Below are 19,600 nucleotides of genomic sequence, written 5' to 3' on the forward strand. Positions count from 1 at the left end.
TATTGGGGAGTTTATCTAAAACAAAAGCCCCGCCATGGGCGGGGCTTTGTCAAACCATACGGCGCGGCCGGATTGTATCAGGCGTAGCGGCGCAGGCGCAGCGAGAAATCTTGCAGCGCCTGGATGCCGCTGGCCTCGGCACGATGGCACCAGGCCTGCAGCTGCTGCAGCAGCTGCTCGCGCGTCAGGTTGGAACGGCCCCAGATGGCGGCCAGTTCACGGCGCATTTCGACGAAGGTCTGCAGCGCCTTGTTCTGTTCAACGATGCTTGCCAGCTGTTCGCGCTGCGGCGCGGCCAGCTTGGTTTCCTCGCGGTGGAACCACTTGCTGGCGGGCTTGAAGCTGCGGTACTCGGCCACGCGGCCTTCCTTGAGCTTTTCCAGTTCCTGGCGGAACGCGCCCTTGACGGCCTTGGCATAGCGCGCCATCACGTCATAGCGGTTGGCGATGATCGCTTCCAGCGTGTTGTGGTCAACCGGGCGGGCTTCCACCAGGCGTGCCTTGGGCGGAGTCTTCTTGACCTTGGCCAGGCCGACTGCCTGCATCGCGCGGATATAGCCCCAGCCCACATCGAACTCATACCACTTGATCGAGAACTTGGCCGAGGTCGGGTACGTGTGGTGGTTGTTGTGCAGCTCTTCGCCACCAATGATCAGGCCCCACGGCGACACGTTGGTCGAGGCGTCCTCGCAATCGTAGTTGCGATAGCCCCACCAGTGGCCCAGGCCATTGATGATGCCGGCGGCATGGATCGGGATCCACAGCATCTGCACGGCCCAAACGGTCATGCCGATCACGCCGAACAGCGCGAGGTCGATGATCAGCATCAGGCCGACACCCTGCCAGCCGAAGCGCGAGTACACGTTGCGCTCGATCCAGTCATTGGGGCAGCCATGGCCAAACTTGGCGATGGTTTCCTTGTTCTTGGATTCGGCACGATACAGCTCCGCTCCCTCCAGCAGCACCTTGCGGATGCCGCGGGTCTGCGGGCTGTGCGGATCTTCTTCGGTTTCGCACTTGGCGTGGTGCTTGCGGTGGATGGCGGTCCACTCGCGCGTGACCATGCCCGTGGTCAGCCAGAGCCAGAAGCGGAAGAAATGCTGGGCGATCGGGTGCAGATCCAGCGACCGGTGCGCCATGCAGCGGTGCAGGAAAATGGTGACACTGGCGATCGTGATATGCGTCATCACGAGCGTGTAGATGACGATCTCCCACCAGGTCCAGTTGGCAAGGCCGTTGGCGGCCCAGTCAAGAATAGTGTCGAACAAACTGTTCTCCGTCGGTTAAACAGGGACTTTCCCGTGCAGCCCGGCGGGGCCGGTGCACGCAACGCGCAGAAAAAAGGCTGCGAATCCAAGTGATTGCGATAGCTTTCTGGCGCCTGCCACGGGACCCGAAGTCATACCGGGCTCCCAGGCACACGAGTCTCGCGCCGGCGCCGGGATGGCCTGCGCTGGCGGGACAAGGTACGAGCCGCTGCAATCTGGCGGCTGTCTGATGTGGGAGCGTGCGCTGCAACCTGAAGCTGCAACCCGCGACAACCCGGCATTCTACCGGATCGCGCGACGCGCAAGCATACGCTATTTCCCGGATTTGGACGGAGCGCCACAGTTTTCGTTCCGTGGGTGGCGCATGCTGCGCCCATCTTGCGGTCTATGCGGCACTCGCCGCATTCGCTGCATCCGCTACCGTCTTAGATGGGGGCAGATCGTTGCCGGGCAAGGGTGCCTCGCCCAGCACGCGGAGTTCACGCTGCGGATAGGGGATGGAAATCCCATGCTCGCGCAGCGTGCGCCAGATCGCGCGGTTCATCGCCGACTGCACCCCCAGCTTGCCGTTCTGCGGATCGGCCACGAAGACCGCAACCTCGTACTCGATGCCGCTATCGGCAAACAGCACCAGGAAAGCGGCGGGCTCCGGGTCGGGCAGCACGCGCGGCAGGTCGCGCACGCATGCGGTCAGCAGCGCGATCACCGTTTCCGGATCGGCGTTGTAGTCTGCCTGCACCCGGGTGGCCACGCGCACATTGGTGTTGGAGAACGAATGGTTCTGCACCGGCTGCGCCACCAGCTGCTCGTTCGGCACCAGGGTTTCGCCATCGCCATTGCGCACCACCGTGTAGCGGGTGCGGATCTGCGACACGATGCCGGTGTACTTGTCCACCGTGATCTGGTCGCCCAGCTTGACCGAGCGGTCCAGCAGGATGATGAAGCCGGAGATGTAGTTGCTGGCGATCTTCTGCAAACCCAGCCCCAGGCCCACGCCCAGCGCGCCGCCGAACACCGACAGCACGGTCAGGTCGATCCCCACCAGAGACAGGCTCAGCAGCAGCGACACCAGCAGCAGCACGGCCTTGGAGATGCGCGTCAGCACCACCTTCAGGTTGCCGTCGAGGTTGGCCGAGCGCATCAGCCGCTCTTCCAGCCAGGAACCGAACCAAAGCGCCACCAGCACCGTCAGCAGGATCCAGACCACCGCCATCAGGGTCTCGGCCAGGTTGATCTTCTGCTTGCCGCCGATCGAGAAGCGCACGCCCTCCATCCACGCCACCACGTCCGCCAGCACCCCCACCACGTACAGCGCCATGCCGACCCACACCAGCGTGGTCAGCACCTTCTCCACCAGCAGCAGCATGCCGTGCAGCTGGCCGCTGCCCGACATTACCCGGCGCAGCACATAGAAGGTGAAGTTCAGGAAGGTGATGCCGAACAGCGGCACCAGCGCCAGGCGCAGCACGCTGACCGGGATCAACGGCTCCAGCGCAAAGCGGGCGATCAGCACCAGCACCCAGCCGGCCAGCGGGAACATGGCGCGCTCGAGACTGGCGGCGGCAAAGCGCACGGAGAAGCTTGAGCTTTCGTAGCGCGCTTCCAGGCGCCGCACCACGAAGCGCGCCAGCGGCCACGCCACCAGCAGGCAGCCGGCCAGCACCAGCAGCTGCCAGAAGAAGCCCGGCCCGCCTGCGTCGCGGATCAGGTCGTCCAGCATCTTGCCGAACATCGAATGGGAGGCCTTCAGGTCCTTCAGGCCGCCCAGGTCGGACAGGGTCTCACCGTTCATGGAGGAAACTCAGGGTTGGCGCGGCCGCCCGCGCGATCGGCAGGCGGCCCGGCAGGCACCGGCGCTCAGCTGGTGCGTTCCAGCACCGCGGCAAAGAAGCCGTCGGTCTGGTGCAGGTGCGGATACAGGGCAAACATGCCGTTGTCCGGCAGCCCGGTCACTTCGATCTTCTGCTCGGCCAGCACTTCGGCGGCCGGCACCAGGCGGAAGTTGGGGTGCGCAGCCAGGAAGTCGCGCACGATCTGCTCGTTTTCGGCTTCCAGCACGCTGCAGGTCGCGTAGACCACGCGGCCGCCGCCCTTCACCAGCCGCGCGGCCGAATCCAGAATCGCGCTCTGCTTGGCAGTCAGTTCCAGCACCGACTCCGGCGATTGCCGCCATTTCAGGTCGGGGTTGCGGCGCAGCGTGCCCAGGCCGCTGCAGGGCGCGTCGACCAGCACGCGGTCGGCCTTGCCGGCCAGGCGCTTGATCTTGGCGTCGCGCTCGGAGTCGATCAGCACCGGATGGACGTTGGACAGCCCGCTGCGCGCCAGCCGCGGCTTCAGGTTGGCCAGGCGCTTTTCCGATACGTCGAAGGCATAGAGCCGGCCGGTCGAGCGCATCGCCGCGCCCAGCGCCAGGGTCTTGCCGCCCGCGCCGGCACAGAAGTCGACCACCATCTCGCCGCGCCTGGGTGCGACCAGGTTGCACAGCAGCTGGCTGCCCTCGTCCTGCACCTCGACCAGGCCGTTGACGAAAATCGGCAACTGGTTCAGTGCCGGCTTGCCGGCCATGCGGATGCCGGCCGGCGCCATCGGCGTCGGCTCGGCGCCCAGGCCGGCGGCGTGCAGCTCGGCCAGCGCGGCCTCGCGGCTGGTCTTGGCCAGGTTGACGCGCAGGTCCAGCGGCGCCGGGCGCAGCAGCGCGTCGCCCAGGGCTGCGGCGAAGGCCTCGCCGTGGCCGCGCACCAGTTCGTCGTACAGCCACTCGGGCAGGTTGGCGCGCACGCGCGGCGCCAGGCTGGAGCGCTCGATCGTGGTCAGACGGTCCAGCCACTCGGCTTCTTCGGGATGCAGGAACGGCGTCAGCGTGTCGCGGCCCAGGGTCGCGGCCAGGCCCAGCAGCGCCAGCCGGCGCGAGGTCGCGCCCGTGCCGCTTTCGGCAAACTGGGCAAACTCGACGCGCCGGCGCAGCACCGCGTAGATGGCCTCGGCGATGATGCCGCGCTCGCGGTGGCCAAGCTTGCTGTTCTCGCGGAAGTAATAGCTCACCACGGCATCGGCCGGGCGCGCAAACAGCATGACCTTGCCCAGCAGGCGGTCGATATGCTGGATATGGGTGGCATGGAGGCCGCCATGCGAGCGGACCGGGGCACCGTTGGCATTGGGCGACTTGCGGATGGGGCTGCCCTTGCCCTTGCCCTTGCTGCGCGCGGGGGCATGTCCTTCGCTGCGCGGGGATCGGGTTCCTGCCTGGGTGCGACTCATGCCTTGACTCCTCCCGCCGGGGTATCGGCGGAGATGGCCATCAGCAATTGCGATTCGGCCGGGTTGATAACGTTGACTACGCCGTCCTGAAGTTGCAGGCGGTCCTCTACGAACCATTGCACGGCGCGGGGATAGATCACGTGCTCGCATTCGAGCAGGCGCGCGGCCAGGCTCTCGGGCGTGTCCGCCGGCCGCACATCAAGTGCAGCCTGAATCACGATCGGGCCATGGTCGAGTTCTGGGGTGACAAAGTGCACGGTGGCGCCATGCAGCTTGACGCCGGCGTCGAGCGCCTGCTTGTGGGTGTTCAGGCCCGGGAAGCATGGCAGCAGCGACGGATGGATATTCAGCAGCCGGCCCGCATAGCGGTCGACGAAGCCGGGCGTGAGTATACGCATGAAACCGGCCAATACCACCAGGTCGGGCGCGTGGGCGTCGATGGCCTCGGCCAAAGCCGCATCAAAAGCGGCACGGTCAGGGTGCTGGCGATGGTCGACCACGCCGGTTTCGATGCCATGCTGCTGCGCGAATTGCAGCCCGGCGGCGTCCGGCCGGTTCGACAGTACTGCCGCCACCCGGGCGGGCCAGCCGCCACCCGCGCAGGCACGGACGATGGCTTCCATATTGGAGCCTCGTCCGGAAATCAAGATGACAATTTTTTTCATCGCGCAATTCTACCAAGGCAAGGCGCTAAACTCTGGTAAAGCCAACGCATTACGTGCTTAATTCACGAGATTCGGACAGGGCGCGATGTCTCTAACATGTGACGGCATGCCCGTATACCCCCGATTGATGGATTGTGACGCTTCGCCCCCTCTGCTAGAGTGGGCGCTACGTCCACGCGCCAACCCTGTGCATGACACAGTGCTCGCCAAGAGCTGGTGACAACAAGGACGAAACGGGAATTTGAACGGGAATTCGCATGTCGAACGCTGCACCGACGTTGTTGGTGGTCGATGATCATCCTATGGCTTTGTCAGGCACTACGGCTTTCCTCGCCGAAGTCATGCCGGATGTGGCAGTCCATGCCGCCGGCAGTGCCCGCGAAGCCCTGACAAGCCTGCAGCAGGGTCTGCGCCCCGATATCGTGCTGCTCGATATCTGGCTGAACGATGGCACCGGCTTCGATGCCATGCAGTCGTTCAAGACCGTCATCCCCGGCGCACGCTTCATCTTCATGTCCGCCGAGGCCACCCCCGAGATCGTCGGCCGCGCCCGCGCGCTGTCGGCCTGCGGCTTCGTCGGCAAGCACCTTGATGCCAATGCCTTCACCGCCGCGGTGCGCAAGGTGCTGGCAGGCGACACCTCCTTCCCCACCGATGAGGCCCTGAACGGCCGCGCGCAGTCGTTCGGGCCCGCCCACGGCATTCCGGTCACGCCGGCCGAGCTCGGCCTGACGCCGCGCCAGGGCTCGGTGCTGGCACTGGTGCTGGAAGGCCTGCCGAACAAGGTGATCGCGCGCCGCCTGGGGCTGACCGAGAACACCGTCAAGGAGCACGTGTCAGCCATCCTGCAGCGCCTGGGCGTGCGCACGCGCATGCAGGTGATGTCGCGCATGGAGCGGTTCCGCCTGCGCCAGTAACGCAGGCCGGTACCCTACGCCGGCCGCAGCCAGCGGCGCAGCAGCAGCCGCAGCGAAGCCGGGTCCACCGGCTTGGGCAGCACGAAATATCCCGCCTCTTCCGCCGCCGCCAGCGCGGCGGATTTCAGGTCGCCGGTCAGCAGCGCGCTGCGCGCCTGCGGCTGCGTGTTCTGCCAGCGCTCGAGCAAATCCAGTCCGTTCTCGCTGCCGGGCAGGCGCAGGTCGCAGAAGATGATATCCGGGCGCAGGCCCTTGGCAAACAGCTTGTCGGCCTCGGCGCCGTGCGCGGCGCAGGCCACGCGGATGCCCCAGGCCTCCATCAGCGCGATCCAGGCCTTGCGGATCTGGCTGTCGTCGTCGACCACCAGCACCGTGCCCTGCAGGCGGTCGGGCTTGGCCTCTTCCGCCTGCGCCATCGCGCGCATCTCGCGCACGCTGGCCACGGTCTCGGCCGGCACCGTCGCCAGCGCGAACCAGAACACCGAACCCTTGCCCGGCACCGAGCGCACGCCATAGGTGCCGCGCATCAGGCGCACGCATTCCTTGAAGATGGCCAGCCCCAGGCCCAGGCCCTGCGACGGGTCGCGCTGCGGGTTATGGACCTGGTAATACGGCGAAAAGATGTCGGGCAGGTGCTCGGGTGTCACGCCGGCGCCGGTATCCCAGACTTCCAGCCGCACATGCTTGCGGCGCTGGCGCGCGGTCACCAGCACACCGCCGCGCTGGGTGTAGCGCAGCGCGTTCTGCACCAGGTTGAACAGGGCCCGGCGCAACAGCACCGGCTCGGCCATGGCGTAGAGCTCGTCGGGCACGCGCGGGGTCAGGGTCAGGCCGCTTTCGCGCGCATCGGCGGCAAACTGGCTCATCACGTCGCGAATCAGCGCGCCCAGCTCGCATGGCTCCAGCGTCGGCAACACCTTGCGCCCTTCCAGCTTGGACAGGTCCAGCAGCGAACGGAACAGGAGGTCGATGGTCTGGGTGCCCGCCGCCACCTGCTCCACCAGCGGATGCAGCGCCGACGACTGGTTGCGCGCGCGCAGCGCCTCCACCAGCATCACCAGCGCATGCACCGGCTGGCGCAGGTCGTGGCTGGCGGCAGCCAGGAAGCGCGACTTCTCCTCGCTGGCATGCAGCGCGCGCTCCTTTTCCTCCTGGAACTGCTTGGCCAGGCGGCGGCTGTCGCCCTCGAGCTGGATGGCGCGCACCAGCGTGACCTGCAGGTGCAAGGCATGGCGCGACAGCATCAGACCATAGATCACCAGCAGCACCTGCACATAGACGCCATGGCCGGGGAAGGCGAATTCCGCCATCAGGATATTGGGCACCAGGATCGGCACGCCGGCATAGACCAGGTTCGACGGCACCGGCGCCTGCGACACCGCGCCGCCTGCCAGCACCCCAAGGGTCAGCAGGTACAGCACGCTGGAGAACACGGCCGAGCCCGTATACAAATGCAGCAGCGCCGAACTGCCCCAGGTCACGCCGGTCAGGAAGGCAACCGCGCGCATATTGTTCCACCACTTGCGCGTGTGCGCGGAGCGGCTCATCGAGGCATGGTCGCGCTGGTAGCCGACATAGAACCACAGGCCGCCGACCGTCAGCAGCAGCATCACCGCGCACCAGCCGAGCAAGGCCGCGCGGCTCACGTCGTTCCAGAATCCCAGCGTGGTCAGCGCGGGCAGCAACACCGAGGCCACGATCGCCGTGGGCGAGTTCTTGTGCACGATGGCCATCAGCTTGGCGCGCGTCTCGACGTCGAGCTGGGCGGTCGCCTGAGGCAGGACTCGGGGCAGGAGCCGGGAAAAGAACCGGTTGGGCAGCGCTTTCAAGTGTGGCTGGCTTGGAATGGGCGGATGTCGGGGGCAGCAGGTGCCAGCGCCGAAGTGAAGCCGAAGTGGGCCATATCATGCCGCCTTTTGCGGCATTGCGCCATGCCGCGAGGGCCGGTTGCGGCACAAAAACAGCAGCGCGGCACCGGCCGCGGGCGGCGGGAGCGGCAAGCGGACCCATTCGCCTTATAATGCTCGCTTTACCTGAAACGTTTCCCGCCGTCCCCGTGAAAGTCTTCCGCGGCCTGCCCAACGCCGAAAGCCGGGCGCCCTGCGCGCTCACCATCGGCAATTTCGACGGTGTGCATCGCGGCCACCAGTCGCTGCTCGCGCGTGCGCGTGCAGCCGCCGACGCACGCGGCCTGCCGCTGTGCGTGATGACCTTCGAGCCGCATCCGCGCGAGTTCTTCACCCCGGACAAGGCCCCCACCCGCATCGCGCTGCTGCGCGACAAGCTGGAAAGCCTGCGCCGCAACGGCGTGGACCGGGTGGTGGTGGAACACTTCAACGCCCACTTTGCCGCCCAGTCGCCGCAGGCGTTCGTTGAGAACGTGCTGTGGCACGGCCTGCACGCGCGTTGGGTGCTGGTCGGCGACGACTTCCGCTTCGGCGCCAGGCGCGCCGGCGACTTTACCTACCTGCAGGAAGCCGGGCGCCGCTACGGCTTCGATGTCGAGCAGATGGGATCGGTGTCCGAAGGCGGCATCCGCATCTCCAGCTCTGCCGTGCGCCAGGCGCTGGCCGACGGCGATCTGGAGCATGCCCGGCGCCTGCTCGGCCACGGCTATGCCATCAGCGGCCACGTGATCCACGGCCGCAAGCTGGGCCGCGACCTGGGCTTCCCGACGCTGAACCTGCGCATCTCGCACAAGCGGCCGGCAGTCAGCGGCATCTTCGTGGTGCAGGTGCACGGCATCGCCGACCAGCCCCTGCCGGGCGTGGCCAGCATCGGCGTGCGCCCCACCATCGAGGACGCCGGCCGGGTGCTGCTGGAAGTCCACCTGTTCGATTTCAAAGAGAACCTGTACGGCAAGCTGGTGCGGGTTGAATTCATGAAGAAGCTGCGCGACGAAGCGCGCTTCGACAACCTGGACGAGCTCACCGCCGCCATCGCCAAGGACAGCGCCGATGCGCGCGCCTTCTTCGGCCTGACCGCCCCGGGCGCGGCCGAAGGCAGCGGCGGGCGCGACTTCGCCACCTCCGCCACCGACCGAATTAGGTAGCGGCCGGCGCCCGCCCGCACGCCAGTGGCGCGGGCCCGGCACGCACGCCGCCGCCCCAGTCTTTCCGCGCGCCCGCCGGCCTGCCGCCGCCCGCGCGCCAACCCGAATTGCCCTGAGAATCGAAATGCCTGACGACAAACGCGCCAAGCCCGAGAAAAGCAAATATCCGGTCAACCTGCTCGACACGCCCTTCCCGATGCGTGGCGACCTGCCCAAGCGCGAGCCGCAGTGGGTCAAGCAGTGGCAGGACAAGCAGCTCTACAAGAAGATCCGCGCGGCCCGCAAGGGCGCGAAGAAGTTCGTGCTGCACGACGGCCCGCCGTATGCCAACGGCGACATCCATATCGGCCACGCCGTCAACAAGGTGCTCAAGGACATGATCATCAAGGCGCGCGGCCTGACCGGGCTGGACGCCGTCTACGTGCCGGGCTGGGACTGCCACGGCATGCCGATCGAGATCCAGATCGAGAAGAAATTCGGCAAGGGCCTGCCGGTGCAGGAGGTCCAGGCCAAGGCGCGCGCCTACGCCACCGAGCAGATCAAGCGCCAGATGGTGGATTTCGAACGCCTGGGCGTGCTGGGCGACTGGGACCACCCCTACCTGACCATGAACTACAGCAACGAGGCGGATGAACTGCGCGCACTCGGCAAGATCATGGAGAAGGGCTATGTGTTCCGCGGCCTGAAGCCGGTGAACTGGTGTTTCGACTGCGGCTCGGCGCTGGCCGAGGCCGAGGTCGAATACAAGGACAAGGTCGACCTGTCGATCGACGTGGGCTTCCCGTTCGCGCAAGCCGACAAGCTGGCACACGCCTTCAAGGTGCCCTTCGAGCAGCTCGACGGCAAGCCCGGCTGGATCGTGATCTGGACCACCACGCCATGGACCATCCCGAGCAACCAGGCGCTGAACGTGCACCCGGAAGTGGAATACGCGCTGGTCGAGACCCCGCGCGGCTACCTGATCCTGGCCACCGAGCGCGTCGAGGAGCAGCTCAAGGTCTACGGCCTGGAAGGCAAGGTCGTGGCCACCACCACCGGCGCGGCATTGTCGGAAATCCGCTTCCACCACCCGCTGGCCAGGATGGACGCGGGCTATGACCGCCTGTCGCCGGTCTACCTGGGCGACTATGTCACCACCGACACCGGTTCGGGCATCGTGCACTCGGCGCCGGCCTACGGCGTGGAAGACTTCCAGTCGTGCAAGGCGCACGGCATGGCCGATTCCGACATCATCAGCCCGGTGATGGGCAACGGCGTCTATGCCGGCACGCTGCCGCTCTTTGGCGGGCTGTCGATCTGGGACGCCAACCCGAAGATCGTCGAGGTGCTGCAGGCCTCGGGCAACCTGTTCAATTCGCACAAGTACACCCACAGCTACATGCACTGCTGGCGCCACAAGACGCCGATCATCTACCGTGCCACCTCGCAGTGGTTCGCGGGCATGGACGTGGACCCGGCCGACGAGAACGGCAAGACCGGCCCCACCCTGCGCGAGACCGCGCTGGCCGGCATCGACGCCACCGAGTTCTTCCCGGCCTGGGGCAAGCAGCGCCTGCACAACATGATCGCCAACCGGCCGGACTGGACGCTGTCGCGCCAGCGCCAGTGGGGCGTGCCGATGGCCTTCTTCCTGCACAAGGAAACTGGAGCGCTGCACCCGCGCACGCCGCAGTTGCTGGAAGAAGTGGCCAGGCGCGTCGAGCAGCATGGCATCGAGGCCTGGCAGACGCTGGACCCGGCCGAGCTGCTGGGCGACGAGGCCAGCCAGTACGAGAAGAACCGCGACACGCTGGACGTGTGGTTCGACTCCGGCACCACGCACTGGTCCGTGATCCGCGGCTCGCACCGCGACGACCTGTACGATCCGTCCGCCGATGAAGCCGATGGCCGCCTCGCCGACCTGTACCTGGAAGGCTCGGACCAGCACCGCGGCTGGTTCCACTCGTCGCTGCTGACCGCGTCGATGCTGTACGGCAAGCCGCCCTACAAGGCGCTGCTGACGCACGGCTTCACAGTCGACGGCGAAGGCCGCAAGATGTCCAAGTCGATCGGCAACACCGTGTCGCCGCAGGACATCTCGAACAAGATGGGCGCCGAGATCATCCGCCTGTGGGTAGCCTCGACCGACTACTCCGGCGAGCTGTCGATCTCGGACGAGATCCTCAAGCGCGTGGTGGAAGGCTACCGCCGCATCCGCAACACGCTGCGCTTCCTGCTGTCCAACCTGTCCGACTACGACCACGCCAGGCACGCGCTGCCGGCGTCGGAATGGCTGGAGATCGACCGCTACGCAGTGGCGCTGACCGCGCAGCTGCAAAAGGAAGTGCTGTCGCACTATGAGGCGTATGAATTCCACCCGGTGGTGTCCAAGCTGCAGACCTTCTGCTCCGAGGACCTGGGCGGGTTCTACCTCGATGTGCTGAAGGACCGCCTGTACACCACCGCGCCGGACTCCAAGGCCCGCCGCGCGGCGCAGAACGCGCTGTACCACATCACCCAGGCGATGCTGCACTGGATGGCGCCGTTCCTGTCGTTCACCGCCGAGGAAGCGTGGCAGATCTTCGCCCACGGCACCGAGCACACCGACACCATCTTCACCAGCACCTACTACGCGATACCGGAAGTCGACGATGGCGCCGACGACCTGCTGCAGAAGTGGCACACGCTGCGCGAAGTGCGCGCCGAGGTCACCAAGCAGCTGGAAGCGGTGCGCGTGGAAGGCGAGATCGGCTCGTCGCTGCAGGCCGAGCTGACCATCCAGGCCGGCGGCCCGGTGCTGGACGCGCTGCAGAGCCTGGGCGACGACCTGCGCTTCGTGCTGCTGACCTCATCGGCCAAGGTAACGCACGCGCCCGAGGCCGGCGACCTGCTGGTCACGGTGACCCCGTCGACCCATGCCAAGTGCGAGCGCTGCTGGCACTACCGCGCCGATGTCGGCCACAACCCGGACCATCCGACCCTCTGCGGGCGCTGCGACAGCAACCTGTTCGGCGCCGGTGAACACAGGAGCCATGCCTGATGGCATCGACCACTTCCCGTTCCGCGCGCCCGGCACGCCGCAACAACAAGGCCGCCAGCACCACCCCGCTGCTGTGGATGGCCTTCGCGCTGCTGGTGGTGGTGCTCGACCAGTTCTTCAAGATCGTCATCGTGCGCACCTTCACCTATGGTGAATCGCGCCCGGTGACCGGCTTCTTCAACCTGGTGCTGGTCTACAACAAGGGCGCGGCGTTCAGCTTCCTGGCCGATGCCGGCGGCTGGCAGCGCTGGTTCTTCACCGGGCTGGGCATCGTGGTGGGCGCGTTCATCGTGTGGCTGCTGTATCGCCACACCGGACAGCGGCTGTTCTGCTTCGCGGTGTCGCTGATCCTGGGCGGCGCGGTCGGCAACGTGATCGACCGCGTGGTCTACGGGCACGTGGTCGATTTCATGGATTTCTATGTGCGCAACTACCACTGGCCGGCCTTCAACGTGGCCGACTGCGCGATCACGGTCGGCGCGGTGCTGCTGATCGTGGACGAGCTGCGCAGGGTGCGGCGCCACTGAGCGCCCTGATTGTGTTCCGCTCTCCCCTCACGGGGAGAGGCCAGGGTGAGGGGCGGTTCAGCAAGGCACCACGCCACCAGAACCGCCCGCCCTCACCCCCGGCCCCACTCCCGCCGTGCGGGAGTGGGGAGCCAACCCTCAGCCGGCTTCCCCGGTATCATTTCCCTTTCTCCCCAGCCAGGTTCCCCACCATGGATTTGCGCGGCAAGCACATCGTTCTCGGCCTGACCGGCGGCATCGCCTGCTACAAGTCGGCCGAACTGGTCCGCCTGCTGACCAAGGCCGGCGCCACCGTGCAGGTGGCCATGACCGAGGCGGCGACGCACTTCATCACGCCGGTGACGATGCAGGCGCTGTCCGGCCGTCCGGTCTTCCTGTCGCAGTGGGATGCCCGCATCGACAACAACATGGCGCACATCGACCTGTCGCGCGAGGCCGATGCCATCGTCATCGCTCCGGCCTCGACCGATTTCATGGCGCGCCTGGCCAACGGGCTGTGCGACGACCTGCTCAGCACCCTGTGCATCGCGCGCGACTGCCCGCTGCTGGTGGCACCGGCGATGAACCGCCAGATGTGGGCCGCCCCCGCCACCCAGCGCAACGCCGCGCAACTGCGCGCCGACGGCGTGATGATCCTGGGCCCCGGCAGCGGCGACCAGGCCTGCGGCGAGGTCGGCGACGGCCGCATGCTGGAGCCCGAAGAACTGCTCGACGACATCATCGCCTTCTTCCAGCCCAAGCCGCTGCAAGGCAAGCGCGTGCTGATCACCGCCGGCCCGACCTTCGAGGCGATCGACCCGGTGCGCGGCATCACCAACCTGTCGTCCGGCAAGATGGGCTTCTCGATCGCGCGCGCGGCGCGCGAGGCCGGCGCCGAGGTGCTGCTGGTGGCCGGCCCCACCGGCCTGCCCACCCCGCGCGGCGTGCTCCGCACCGACGTGCGCAGCGCGCAGCAGATGCATGACGCGGTGATCGCGCAGCTGCACGGCGTGGATGTCTTTGTCGCCGTGGCCGCGGTGGCAGACTGGCGCCCGGCTGAAGTCGCGCAGCAGAAGCTGAAGAAGGCCAACGATACCGACACCCCCACGCTGCAGTTCGTGCAGAACCCCGACATCCTGGCCACGGTCGCGGCGCGGGCCGACGCACCCTACTGCGTCGGCTTTGCCGCCGAGAGCGAGAACCTGGAGCGGTACGGCGAGCAGAAGCGCCAGCGCAAGGGCGTACCGCTGCTGGTCGGCAATATCGGCCACCATACCTTCGGCCTGGACGACAACGAAATCGTGCTGTTCGACGCCGCCGGCATGACGCGGCTGCCGCGCGCCGACAAGCTGTCACTGGCGCGCCAGCTGGTGGCGGCGATCGGCCAGCGCCTGCCCGGGCGCACACGGCCCTGATGGCGGGCGCGCGTCCGGTATCATGCGCGGCTGCCACCTATTCCGTTGAACCGATTTCCCCCAGGATTCCCATGACCCAGCCACTGAACCCAACCGTCGAAATCAAGGTGCTCGATGCGCGCCTGAATGAATGGGGCCTGCCCGCCTACCAGAGCGAAATGGCCGCCGCCATCGACCTCCATGCCTGCGTCGACGCCCCGGTATCGATCGCGCCGGGCACGCCCGCGCAACTGGTGCCGGCCGGCATCGCCGTGCACATGGGCAACCCGTACATGGCCGCGACCATCGTGCCGCGCTCGGGCCTGGGCCACAAGAAGGGCCTGGTGCTGGGCAATTCGATCGGCGTGATCGATGCCGACTACCAGGGCCAGATCATGGTCAGCGTGTGGAACCGCAACGCGCCCGGCACCGAGCCGATCGTGATCCAGCCGGGCGAGCGCATCGCGCAGATGATGTTCGTGCCGGTGCTGCGGCCGGTGTTTTCGACGGTGGCAGAATTCAGCGAAGACAGCGAACGCGGCGCGGGCGGCTTTGGCTCGACCGGCGTGCACCACGCCAAGGCCAGCGCCTGACGCAGCCTCTGGCCGCACAAGACACTGGCGCCCCGCGGGGCGCCAGTTTGCTTTTCAGCCCTGCTGCTCGAACAGCAGCGCCACGCCGCTGGCGGCATCCGCCAGCACCAGGGTCTCGCGCGGGCCCAGGTCGTGGGTCGGCACACCCTGTTCGCGCCAGCCGGCACGTGCCGCCGCCAGGTCATCGGTGCGCAGGCGGATTGCAGCGTAGCCCGGCCCCTCGCGCCGGATATGCGCGGTGCCGGTGGCCGAAGCCAGCGCCTGCGGCGTGCTGACCACCAGCGTGGCATCGTCCAGCGCCAGGCTGCAGACATGTTCGCTCAGCTGCGTCAGCTCGCCGCCGGTCAGCTCCGCGTAGGCGTGCGCGGCGGCGTCCACCAGCGCGGGCGCCACCACCAGGAACATGGTGGCGATGCTGTGCGCGCCGTTGGCATGGCGGGTCCATTCGGGCCGCCACAGCAGTTCGGGCGTACGGTGCTCGCAGACGAAGTAGCGCGCGCCCGGCGCATCGTCAAGCGCGGTCACGCGGAAGGTGGCCGGGTGCTCGCTGCCGTCATCCAGCCGCACTGGACGCGAGAACTCGATCGGGTCCGAGGTGTGCCAGCCCGCCGCACGCAGCCGTGCCGCGGTGGCAAAGGCATCGGCGCTCTTGCACGACATCGCCGCGCAGCCGCCGCCGTGCGCCTGCGCATCCCAGTAGTACTGGCGGCTTGGGCTGGGCGCGGTCACGTGCAGCAACTCAAGGTAGTCCCGCCGCAGCATGATGCAGTGGTTCTGCGAGCCGAGCGTGTGGTAGCCGCGCGGCGTCAGCGTAAAGCCGAGCCGGCGCCATGCCCGGGCCCCGGCATCGAGGTCTGGGCACACCACCACCGCGTGGTCGAACATTTCCGCTTGCGTTGCCATCGGCATCCTCTCGGTTTCACGGCGCACCCGCGCCGGACATCGTCATTCGAACTGGATATTGGCCTTGCGCGCCACGGCCTGCCATTTGTCATGCTCGCGGCGCACCAGGTTGCCGAGGTCGGCCGGGCTGCCGCCCACGATCTCGAAGCCCTGCGCGGCCAGCGCATCGAGCACGCGCGGCTGGCGCAGCGATTCGACCAGCGCGTCGTGGATGCGCGTGACCGTGGATGCCGGCAGGCCGGCCGGGCCGAACACGCCGATCCAGGAGTAGGCCTCGAAGCCCTTGAGCCCCTGCTCTGCCACCGTCGGCACCTGCGGCAGCTGGCGCAGCCGGCTGGTGCCGGTCACGCCCAGCACCTTGATGGTGCGTGCGGCCACGTGCGCCTGCACGGCGGCGTAGCTGCTGAAGAAAATATCGACCTCGTTGGACAGCACCGCCTGCACGGCCGGGCCGCCGCCCTTGTAGGGCACATGCAGCATGCGTACGCCGGCTTCGGTCGCCAGCGCCTCTGCCGCCAGCTGGTTCAGGCTGCCGATGCCGGACGAGGCATAGCGCACGCCGTCGGGCCTGGCCTTGGCCAGCTCCACCAGCTCGCGCACATTGGCCACGGGCAGCGCGGGATTGGCGGCAATCACCAGCGGAAAGCGCACCAGCTGCGAGATTGGCGAGAAATCGCGGAAGGTGTCGTAGGGCAGCTGCTTGTAGGCGAAAGGGTTGATGGCGTGGGTGTCGAAGGCCATCAACAGGGTGGTGCCGTCCGGCTTCGCGCGCGCCACGGTGCTCGATGCGATCAGGCCGCCGGCACCCGGCTTGTTGTCGACCACCGCGGCCTGCCCCAGCGTCGCCTTCAGCCCAGGCTGCAGCTGCCGGGCCACGATGTCGACGCTCCCGCCAGGCGGGAACGGCAGCACCAGCGCGATCGGGCGGTTGCCCGCCAGCGGTTCGGCGCCGGCGGCTGCAGCGACGTGGAGCATCGGGACGGGCATGGCACCCAGCGGCAGGATCTTGAGCAGCAGGCGGCGGCGCCGCGTGCGTTCGGCAGAGGACATCAGGGTTTTCAGGCTGGATTCCTGGCCGGTTGCGCGGCCAGCTGCGGCCGCAAACCCGTGCCCCGACGGGCATGGCCGGCGGCCGCCGGGACAAAAAGAAAAGGGGCGGCATGACTGCCGCCCCCGTATTTTGCCCGATGACCGGCCACGTTGCTGGCAACGCGGCCGATAACCGCTCAGGCTTCTGCGCGCTGTTCCTCGGGCGCCTCGGGCGGTTCCGGCTCGATCTCGGAGAAATCGAGCTTGATCTGGTCCTGCTCGTCCAGGTCCACCACCACCTTGCCGCCCGAAACCAGCCTGCCGAACAGCAGTTCGTCGGCCAGGGCCTTGCGGATCATGTCCTGGATCAGGCGCTGCATCGGGCGCGCGCCCATCAGCGGATCGAACCCCTTGTGCGCCAGGAACTTGCGCAGCTTCTCGGTAAAGCTGGCTTCCACCTTCTTCTCGTGCAGCTGCTCTTCCAGCTGCATCAGGAACTTGTCGACCACGCGCAGGATGATTTCCTCGTCCAGCGAGCGGAAGCTGATCATGGCATCCAGCCGGTTGCGGAACTCCGGCGTGAACATGCGCTTGATGTCAGCCATCTCGTCGCCCTGCTCGCGCGAGCTGGTGAAGCCGATGGTGGCGCGGTTCATGGTCTCCGCTCCCGCGTTGGTGGTCATGATGATGATCACGTTGCGGAAGTCGGCGCGCCGGCCGTTGTTGTCGGTCAGCGAACCATGGTCCATCACCTGCAGCAGGATATTGAAGATATCCGGATGCGCCTTCTCGATTTCGTCCAGCAGCAGCACGCAGTGCGGCTTCTTGGTGACGGCCTCGGTCAGCAGGCCACCCTGGTCGAAGCCGACGTATCCCGGCGGCGCGCCGATCAGGCGGCTCACCGCGTGGCGTTCCATGTACTCGGACATGTCGAAGCGCAGCAGCTCGATGCCCATGATGAAGGCGAGCTGCTTGGCGACTTCGGTCTTGCCCACGCCGGTGGGGCCGGAGAACAGGAACGAGCCGATCGGCTTGTCGGTCTTGCCCAGGCCGGCGCGCGACATCTTGATCGCCGAGGCCAGTGCCTCGATCGCCGGGTCCTGGCCGAACACCACCGACTTCAGGTCGCGGTCCAGCGTCTGCAGCTTGCTGCGGTCGTCCTGGTTCACGCTCTGCGGCGGGATGCGTGCGATGCGCGAGACGATGTCCTCGATCTCGCCCTTGCCGATGGTCTTCTTCTGCTTGGACTTCGGCAGGATGCGCTGCGCCGCGCCGGCTTCGTCGATCACGTCGATCGCCTTGTCGGGCAGGTGACGGTCGGTGATGAAGCGGGCCGACAGCTCCGCTGCCGCGGTCAGCGCCGAGGCCGCGTACTTGACGCCGTGGTGCTCCTCGAAGCGCGACTTCAGGCCGCGCAGGATCTGCACGGTCTGGTCGACCGAAGGCTCGACCACGTCGATCTTCTGGAAGCGCCGCGACAGCGCCGCGTCCTTCTCGAAGATGCCGCGATATTCCGTGAAGGTGGTCGCGCCGATGCACTTGAGCTGGCCCGACGACAGCGCCGGCTTGAGCAGGTTGCTGGCGTCCAGCGTCCCGCCCGAGGCAGCGCCCGCGCCGATCAGCGTGTGGATCTCATCGATGAACAGGATCGCGTTCGGATTGTCCTTGAGCGACTTGAGCACGCCCTTCAGGCGCTGCTCGAAGTCGCCGCGGTACTTGGTGCCGGCCAGCAGCGCGCCCATGTCGAGCGAGTAGACGGTCGCCTTTTCCAGGATGTCCGGCACCTCGTTCTTGGTGATGCGCCACGCCAGGCCCTCGGCGATCGCGGTCTTGCCGACGCCGGCCTCGCCCACCAGCAGCGGGTTGTTCTTGCGCCGGCGGCACAGCACCTGGACCACGCGCTCGACTTCGCTCTCGCGGCCGATCAGCGGGTCGATCTTGCCGGCCTTGGCCAGCGTGTTCAGGTTCTGGGTGTATTGCTCGAGCGGGCTTTCCTTGCCGTCGCCGCCCTCGCCTTCGCCGGCGGCATCGCCATGCTTGGCGGGCTCGGACTGGTCCTTGCGGATGCCGTGGCTGATGAAATTGACCACGTCCAGCCGCGTCACGCCCTGCTGCTGCAGGTAATAGACCGCGTGCGAATCCTTCTCGCCGAAAATCGCGACCAGCACGTTGGCACCCGTCACTTCCTTCTTGCCGTTGGAAGTGGACTGGACGTGCATGATCGCGCGCTGGATCACGCGCTGGAAACCGAGCGTGGGCTGGGTATCGACCTCGTCGGTACCCGGCACTACCGGCGTGTTATCCGCGATGAAGTTCTTAAGGCTGGTGCGCAGGTCTTCTATATTGGCCGCGCAGGCGCGCAAGACTTCCGCTGCCGTGGGATTGTCGAGCAATGCCAGCAGCAGGTGCTCCACGGTAATGAACTCGTGGCGTGCCTGCCTGGCTTCGACAAACGCCATATGCAGGCTCACTTCCAATTCTTGCGCAATCATGCTTCCTCCATCACGCACTGCAGGGGATGCCCCGCCTGCCGCGCGTGCGTTGACACCAGCTCGACCTTGGTCGCTGCAATATCCCTGGTGTAGATACCGCAGACGCCCTTTCCTTCCCGGTGCACGGTGAGCATGATCTGCGTCGCCGTTTCCCGGTCCCTGCTGAAATACTGCTGCAGGATCATCACTACAAACTCCATCGGAGTGTAGTCGTCATTAAGCAGCACCACCTTGAACATGGCGGGCGGTTTAAGCGCCTGCTCTTTCCGCTCCAGGATGGTGCCCGCTTCGCGTTGTGGGACATTCGCAAGCCGTGTAGCCATGGCTTTATTCTAACCCTTACTCGCAACTCTGCAATTTGGGGAAAAGGCGCCGGATTCAAGAGCCGGGCCACCTGTTTCCGGTGGTGGAAGGACGCGGGATTTCACGCGGGAGGCATTGCAAGGCACGTGGCCGGCGCGGGCGGGACAGCAAGCACGGCAGCCCTGGCGCATGCCGCCAAGG

15 protein-coding genes are annotated in these 19,600 nt (G+C 66.9%); 6 read left to right on the top strand and 9 right to left on the bottom strand.

Features of this window, described 5'->3' with window-relative positions:
• Window positions 1-77: 77 nt before the first annotated feature.
• The 4 genes from AC1Q6V_RS06900 to purN all read right to left on the bottom strand — a co-directional run bounded on the left by AC1Q6V_RS06900 (window position 78) and on the right by purN (window position 5,191).
• A complete protein-coding gene (locus tag AC1Q6V_RS06900) occupies window positions 78-1,268 on the bottom strand; it encodes a DesA family fatty acid desaturase (protein WP_010814984.1) in 1,191 nt (396 codons plus the stop codon).
• A gap of 385 nt (window positions 1,269-1,653) precedes the next feature.
• Window positions 1,654-3,060, bottom strand: a complete 1,407-nt coding sequence (locus AC1Q6V_RS06905; protein ID WP_454749651.1) for a mechanosensitive ion channel family protein — start codon at window positions 3,058-3,060, stop codon at window positions 1,654-1,656.
• A 65-nt stretch (window positions 3,061-3,125) separates the two neighbouring features.
• On the bottom strand, window positions 3,126-4,526 hold the full coding sequence (locus AC1Q6V_RS06910) for an RsmB/NOP family class I SAM-dependent RNA methyltransferase (RefSeq protein WP_010814986.1): 1,401 nt from the start codon (window positions 4,524-4,526) through the stop codon (window positions 3,126-3,128).
• On the bottom strand, window positions 4,523-5,191 hold the full coding sequence (purN, locus tag AC1Q6V_RS06915; protein ID WP_037023529.1) for a phosphoribosylglycinamide formyltransferase: 669 nt from the start codon (window positions 5,189-5,191) through the stop codon (window positions 4,523-4,525). The genes AC1Q6V_RS06910 and purN overlap by 4 nt, the downstream gene beginning before the upstream one ends.
• A 257-nt stretch (window positions 5,192-5,448) precedes the next feature.
• Here purN and AC1Q6V_RS06920 point away from each other — a divergent pair, with 257 nt between their 5' ends.
• Entirely contained in the window at window positions 5,449-6,108 is a 660-nt protein-coding gene (locus tag AC1Q6V_RS06920) for a response regulator (protein ID WP_011615962.1), read from the top strand.
• Window positions 6,109-6,122: 14 nt separating this feature from the next.
• Here the strand turns inward: AC1Q6V_RS06920 and AC1Q6V_RS06925 are convergent, their stop codons facing one another.
• The gene (locus AC1Q6V_RS06925; RefSeq protein ID WP_010814989.1) at window positions 6,123-7,937 is read right to left on the bottom strand and encodes a hybrid sensor histidine kinase/response regulator; all 1,815 of its coding nucleotides are present in this window, start codon (window positions 7,935-7,937) and stop codon (window positions 6,123-6,125) included.
• A gap of 227 nt (window positions 7,938-8,164) precedes the next feature.
• On the opposite strand from AC1Q6V_RS06925, the gene AC1Q6V_RS06930 reads away from it, so the two are divergent.
• The 5 genes from AC1Q6V_RS06930 to dut all read left to right on the top strand — a co-directional run bounded on the left by AC1Q6V_RS06930 (window position 8,165) and on the right by dut (window position 14,672).
• Window positions 8,165-9,160, top strand: coding sequence for a bifunctional riboflavin kinase/FAD synthetase (locus AC1Q6V_RS06930; RefSeq protein WP_010814990.1), 996 nt, complete (start codon window positions 8,165-8,167; stop codon window positions 9,158-9,160).
• 124 nt (window positions 9,161-9,284) lie between these two features.
• The gene (gene ileS / locus AC1Q6V_RS06935; RefSeq protein ID WP_010814991.1) at window positions 9,285-12,179 is read left to right on the top strand and encodes an isoleucine--tRNA ligase; all 2,895 of its coding nucleotides are present in this window, start codon (window positions 9,285-9,287) and stop codon (window positions 12,177-12,179) included.
• Window positions 12,179-12,706 carry a signal peptidase II gene (gene lspA, locus AC1Q6V_RS06940; protein ID WP_454749652.1) on the top strand — a complete coding sequence of 176 codons (528 nt, stop codon included), beginning with the start codon at window positions 12,179-12,181 and terminating at the stop codon, window positions 12,704-12,706. Before ileS ends, lspA begins: the two co-directional genes overlap by 1 nt.
• Window positions 12,707-12,897: 191 nt before the next feature.
• On the top strand, window positions 12,898-14,100 hold the full coding sequence (coaBC, locus tag AC1Q6V_RS06945; RefSeq protein ID WP_010814993.1) for a bifunctional phosphopantothenoylcysteine decarboxylase/phosphopantothenate--cysteine ligase CoaBC: 1,203 nt from the start codon (window positions 12,898-12,900) through the stop codon (window positions 14,098-14,100).
• Between the two features lie 71 nt (window positions 14,101-14,171).
• Entirely contained in the window at window positions 14,172-14,672 is a 501-nt protein-coding gene (dut, locus tag AC1Q6V_RS06950) for a dUTP diphosphatase (RefSeq protein ID WP_011615967.1), read from the top strand.
• Between the two features lie 54 nt (window positions 14,673-14,726).
• Here the strand turns inward: dut and AC1Q6V_RS06955 are convergent, their stop codons facing one another.
• From AC1Q6V_RS06955 to clpS, 4 genes are all read right to left on the bottom strand, one after another.
• On the bottom strand, window positions 14,727-15,575 hold the full coding sequence (locus AC1Q6V_RS06955; protein ID WP_011615968.1) for a VOC family protein: 849 nt from the start codon (window positions 15,573-15,575) through the stop codon (window positions 14,727-14,729).
• Between the two features lie 42 nt (window positions 15,576-15,617).
• Complete coding sequence (locus AC1Q6V_RS06960; protein WP_010814996.1) at window positions 15,618-16,625, bottom strand: tripartite tricarboxylate transporter substrate binding protein; 1,008 nt, start codon at window positions 16,623-16,625, stop codon at window positions 15,618-15,620.
• Between the two features lie 176 nt (window positions 16,626-16,801).
• A complete protein-coding gene (gene clpA / locus AC1Q6V_RS06965) occupies window positions 16,802-19,096 on the bottom strand; it encodes an ATP-dependent Clp protease ATP-binding subunit ClpA (protein WP_010814997.1) in 2,295 nt (764 codons plus the stop codon).
• Complete coding sequence (gene clpS, locus AC1Q6V_RS06970; protein ID WP_010814998.1) at window positions 19,093-19,419, bottom strand: ATP-dependent Clp protease adapter ClpS; 327 nt, start codon at window positions 19,417-19,419, stop codon at window positions 19,093-19,095. The genes clpA and clpS overlap by 4 nt, the downstream gene beginning before the upstream one ends.
• Between the last annotated feature and the right edge of the window lie 181 nt (window positions 19,420-19,600).

The organism is Cupriavidus sp. GW823-FHT07B10, from assembly GCF_058794355.1.

Excerpts from the sequence above, each read along its gene's own strand:
- AC1Q6V_RS06905 (WP_454749651.1), bottom strand. The coding sequence starts at position 3,060 with ATGAACGGTGAGACCCTGTCCGACCTGGGCGGCCTGAAGGACCTGAAG.
- AC1Q6V_RS06910 (WP_010814986.1), bottom strand. The coding sequence starts at position 4,526 with ATGAGTCGCACCCAGGCAGGAACCCGATCCCCGCGCAGCGAAGGACAT.
- purN (WP_037023529.1), bottom strand. The coding sequence starts at position 5,191 with ATGAAAAAAATTGTCATCTTGATTTCCGGACGAGGCTCCAATATGGAA.
- AC1Q6V_RS06920 (WP_011615962.1), top strand. The coding sequence starts at position 5,449 with ATGTCGAACGCTGCACCGACGTTGTTGGTGGTCGATGATCATCCTATG.
- ileS (WP_010814991.1), top strand. The coding sequence starts at position 9,285 with ATGCCTGACGACAAACGCGCCAAGCCCGAGAAAAGCAAATATCCGGTC.
- lspA (WP_454749652.1), top strand. The coding sequence starts at position 12,179 with ATGGCATCGACCACTTCCCGTTCCGCGCGCCCGGCACGCCGCAACAAC.
- coaBC (WP_010814993.1), top strand. The coding sequence starts at position 12,898 with ATGGATTTGCGCGGCAAGCACATCGTTCTCGGCCTGACCGGCGGCATC.
- dut (WP_011615967.1), top strand. The coding sequence starts at position 14,172 with ATGACCCAGCCACTGAACCCAACCGTCGAAATCAAGGTGCTCGATGCG.
- AC1Q6V_RS06955 (WP_011615968.1), bottom strand. The coding sequence starts at position 15,575 with ATGGCAACGCAAGCGGAAATGTTCGACCACGCGGTGGTGGTGTGCCCA.
- AC1Q6V_RS06960 (WP_010814996.1), bottom strand. The coding sequence starts at position 16,625 with ATGTCCTCTGCCGAACGCACGCGGCGCCGCCGCCTGCTGCTCAAGATC.
- clpA (WP_010814997.1), bottom strand. The coding sequence starts at position 19,096 with ATGATTGCGCAAGAATTGGAAGTGAGCCTGCATATGGCGTTTGTCGAA.
- clpS (WP_010814998.1), bottom strand. The coding sequence starts at position 19,419 with ATGGCTACACGGCTTGCGAATGTCCCACAACGCGAAGCGGGCACCATC.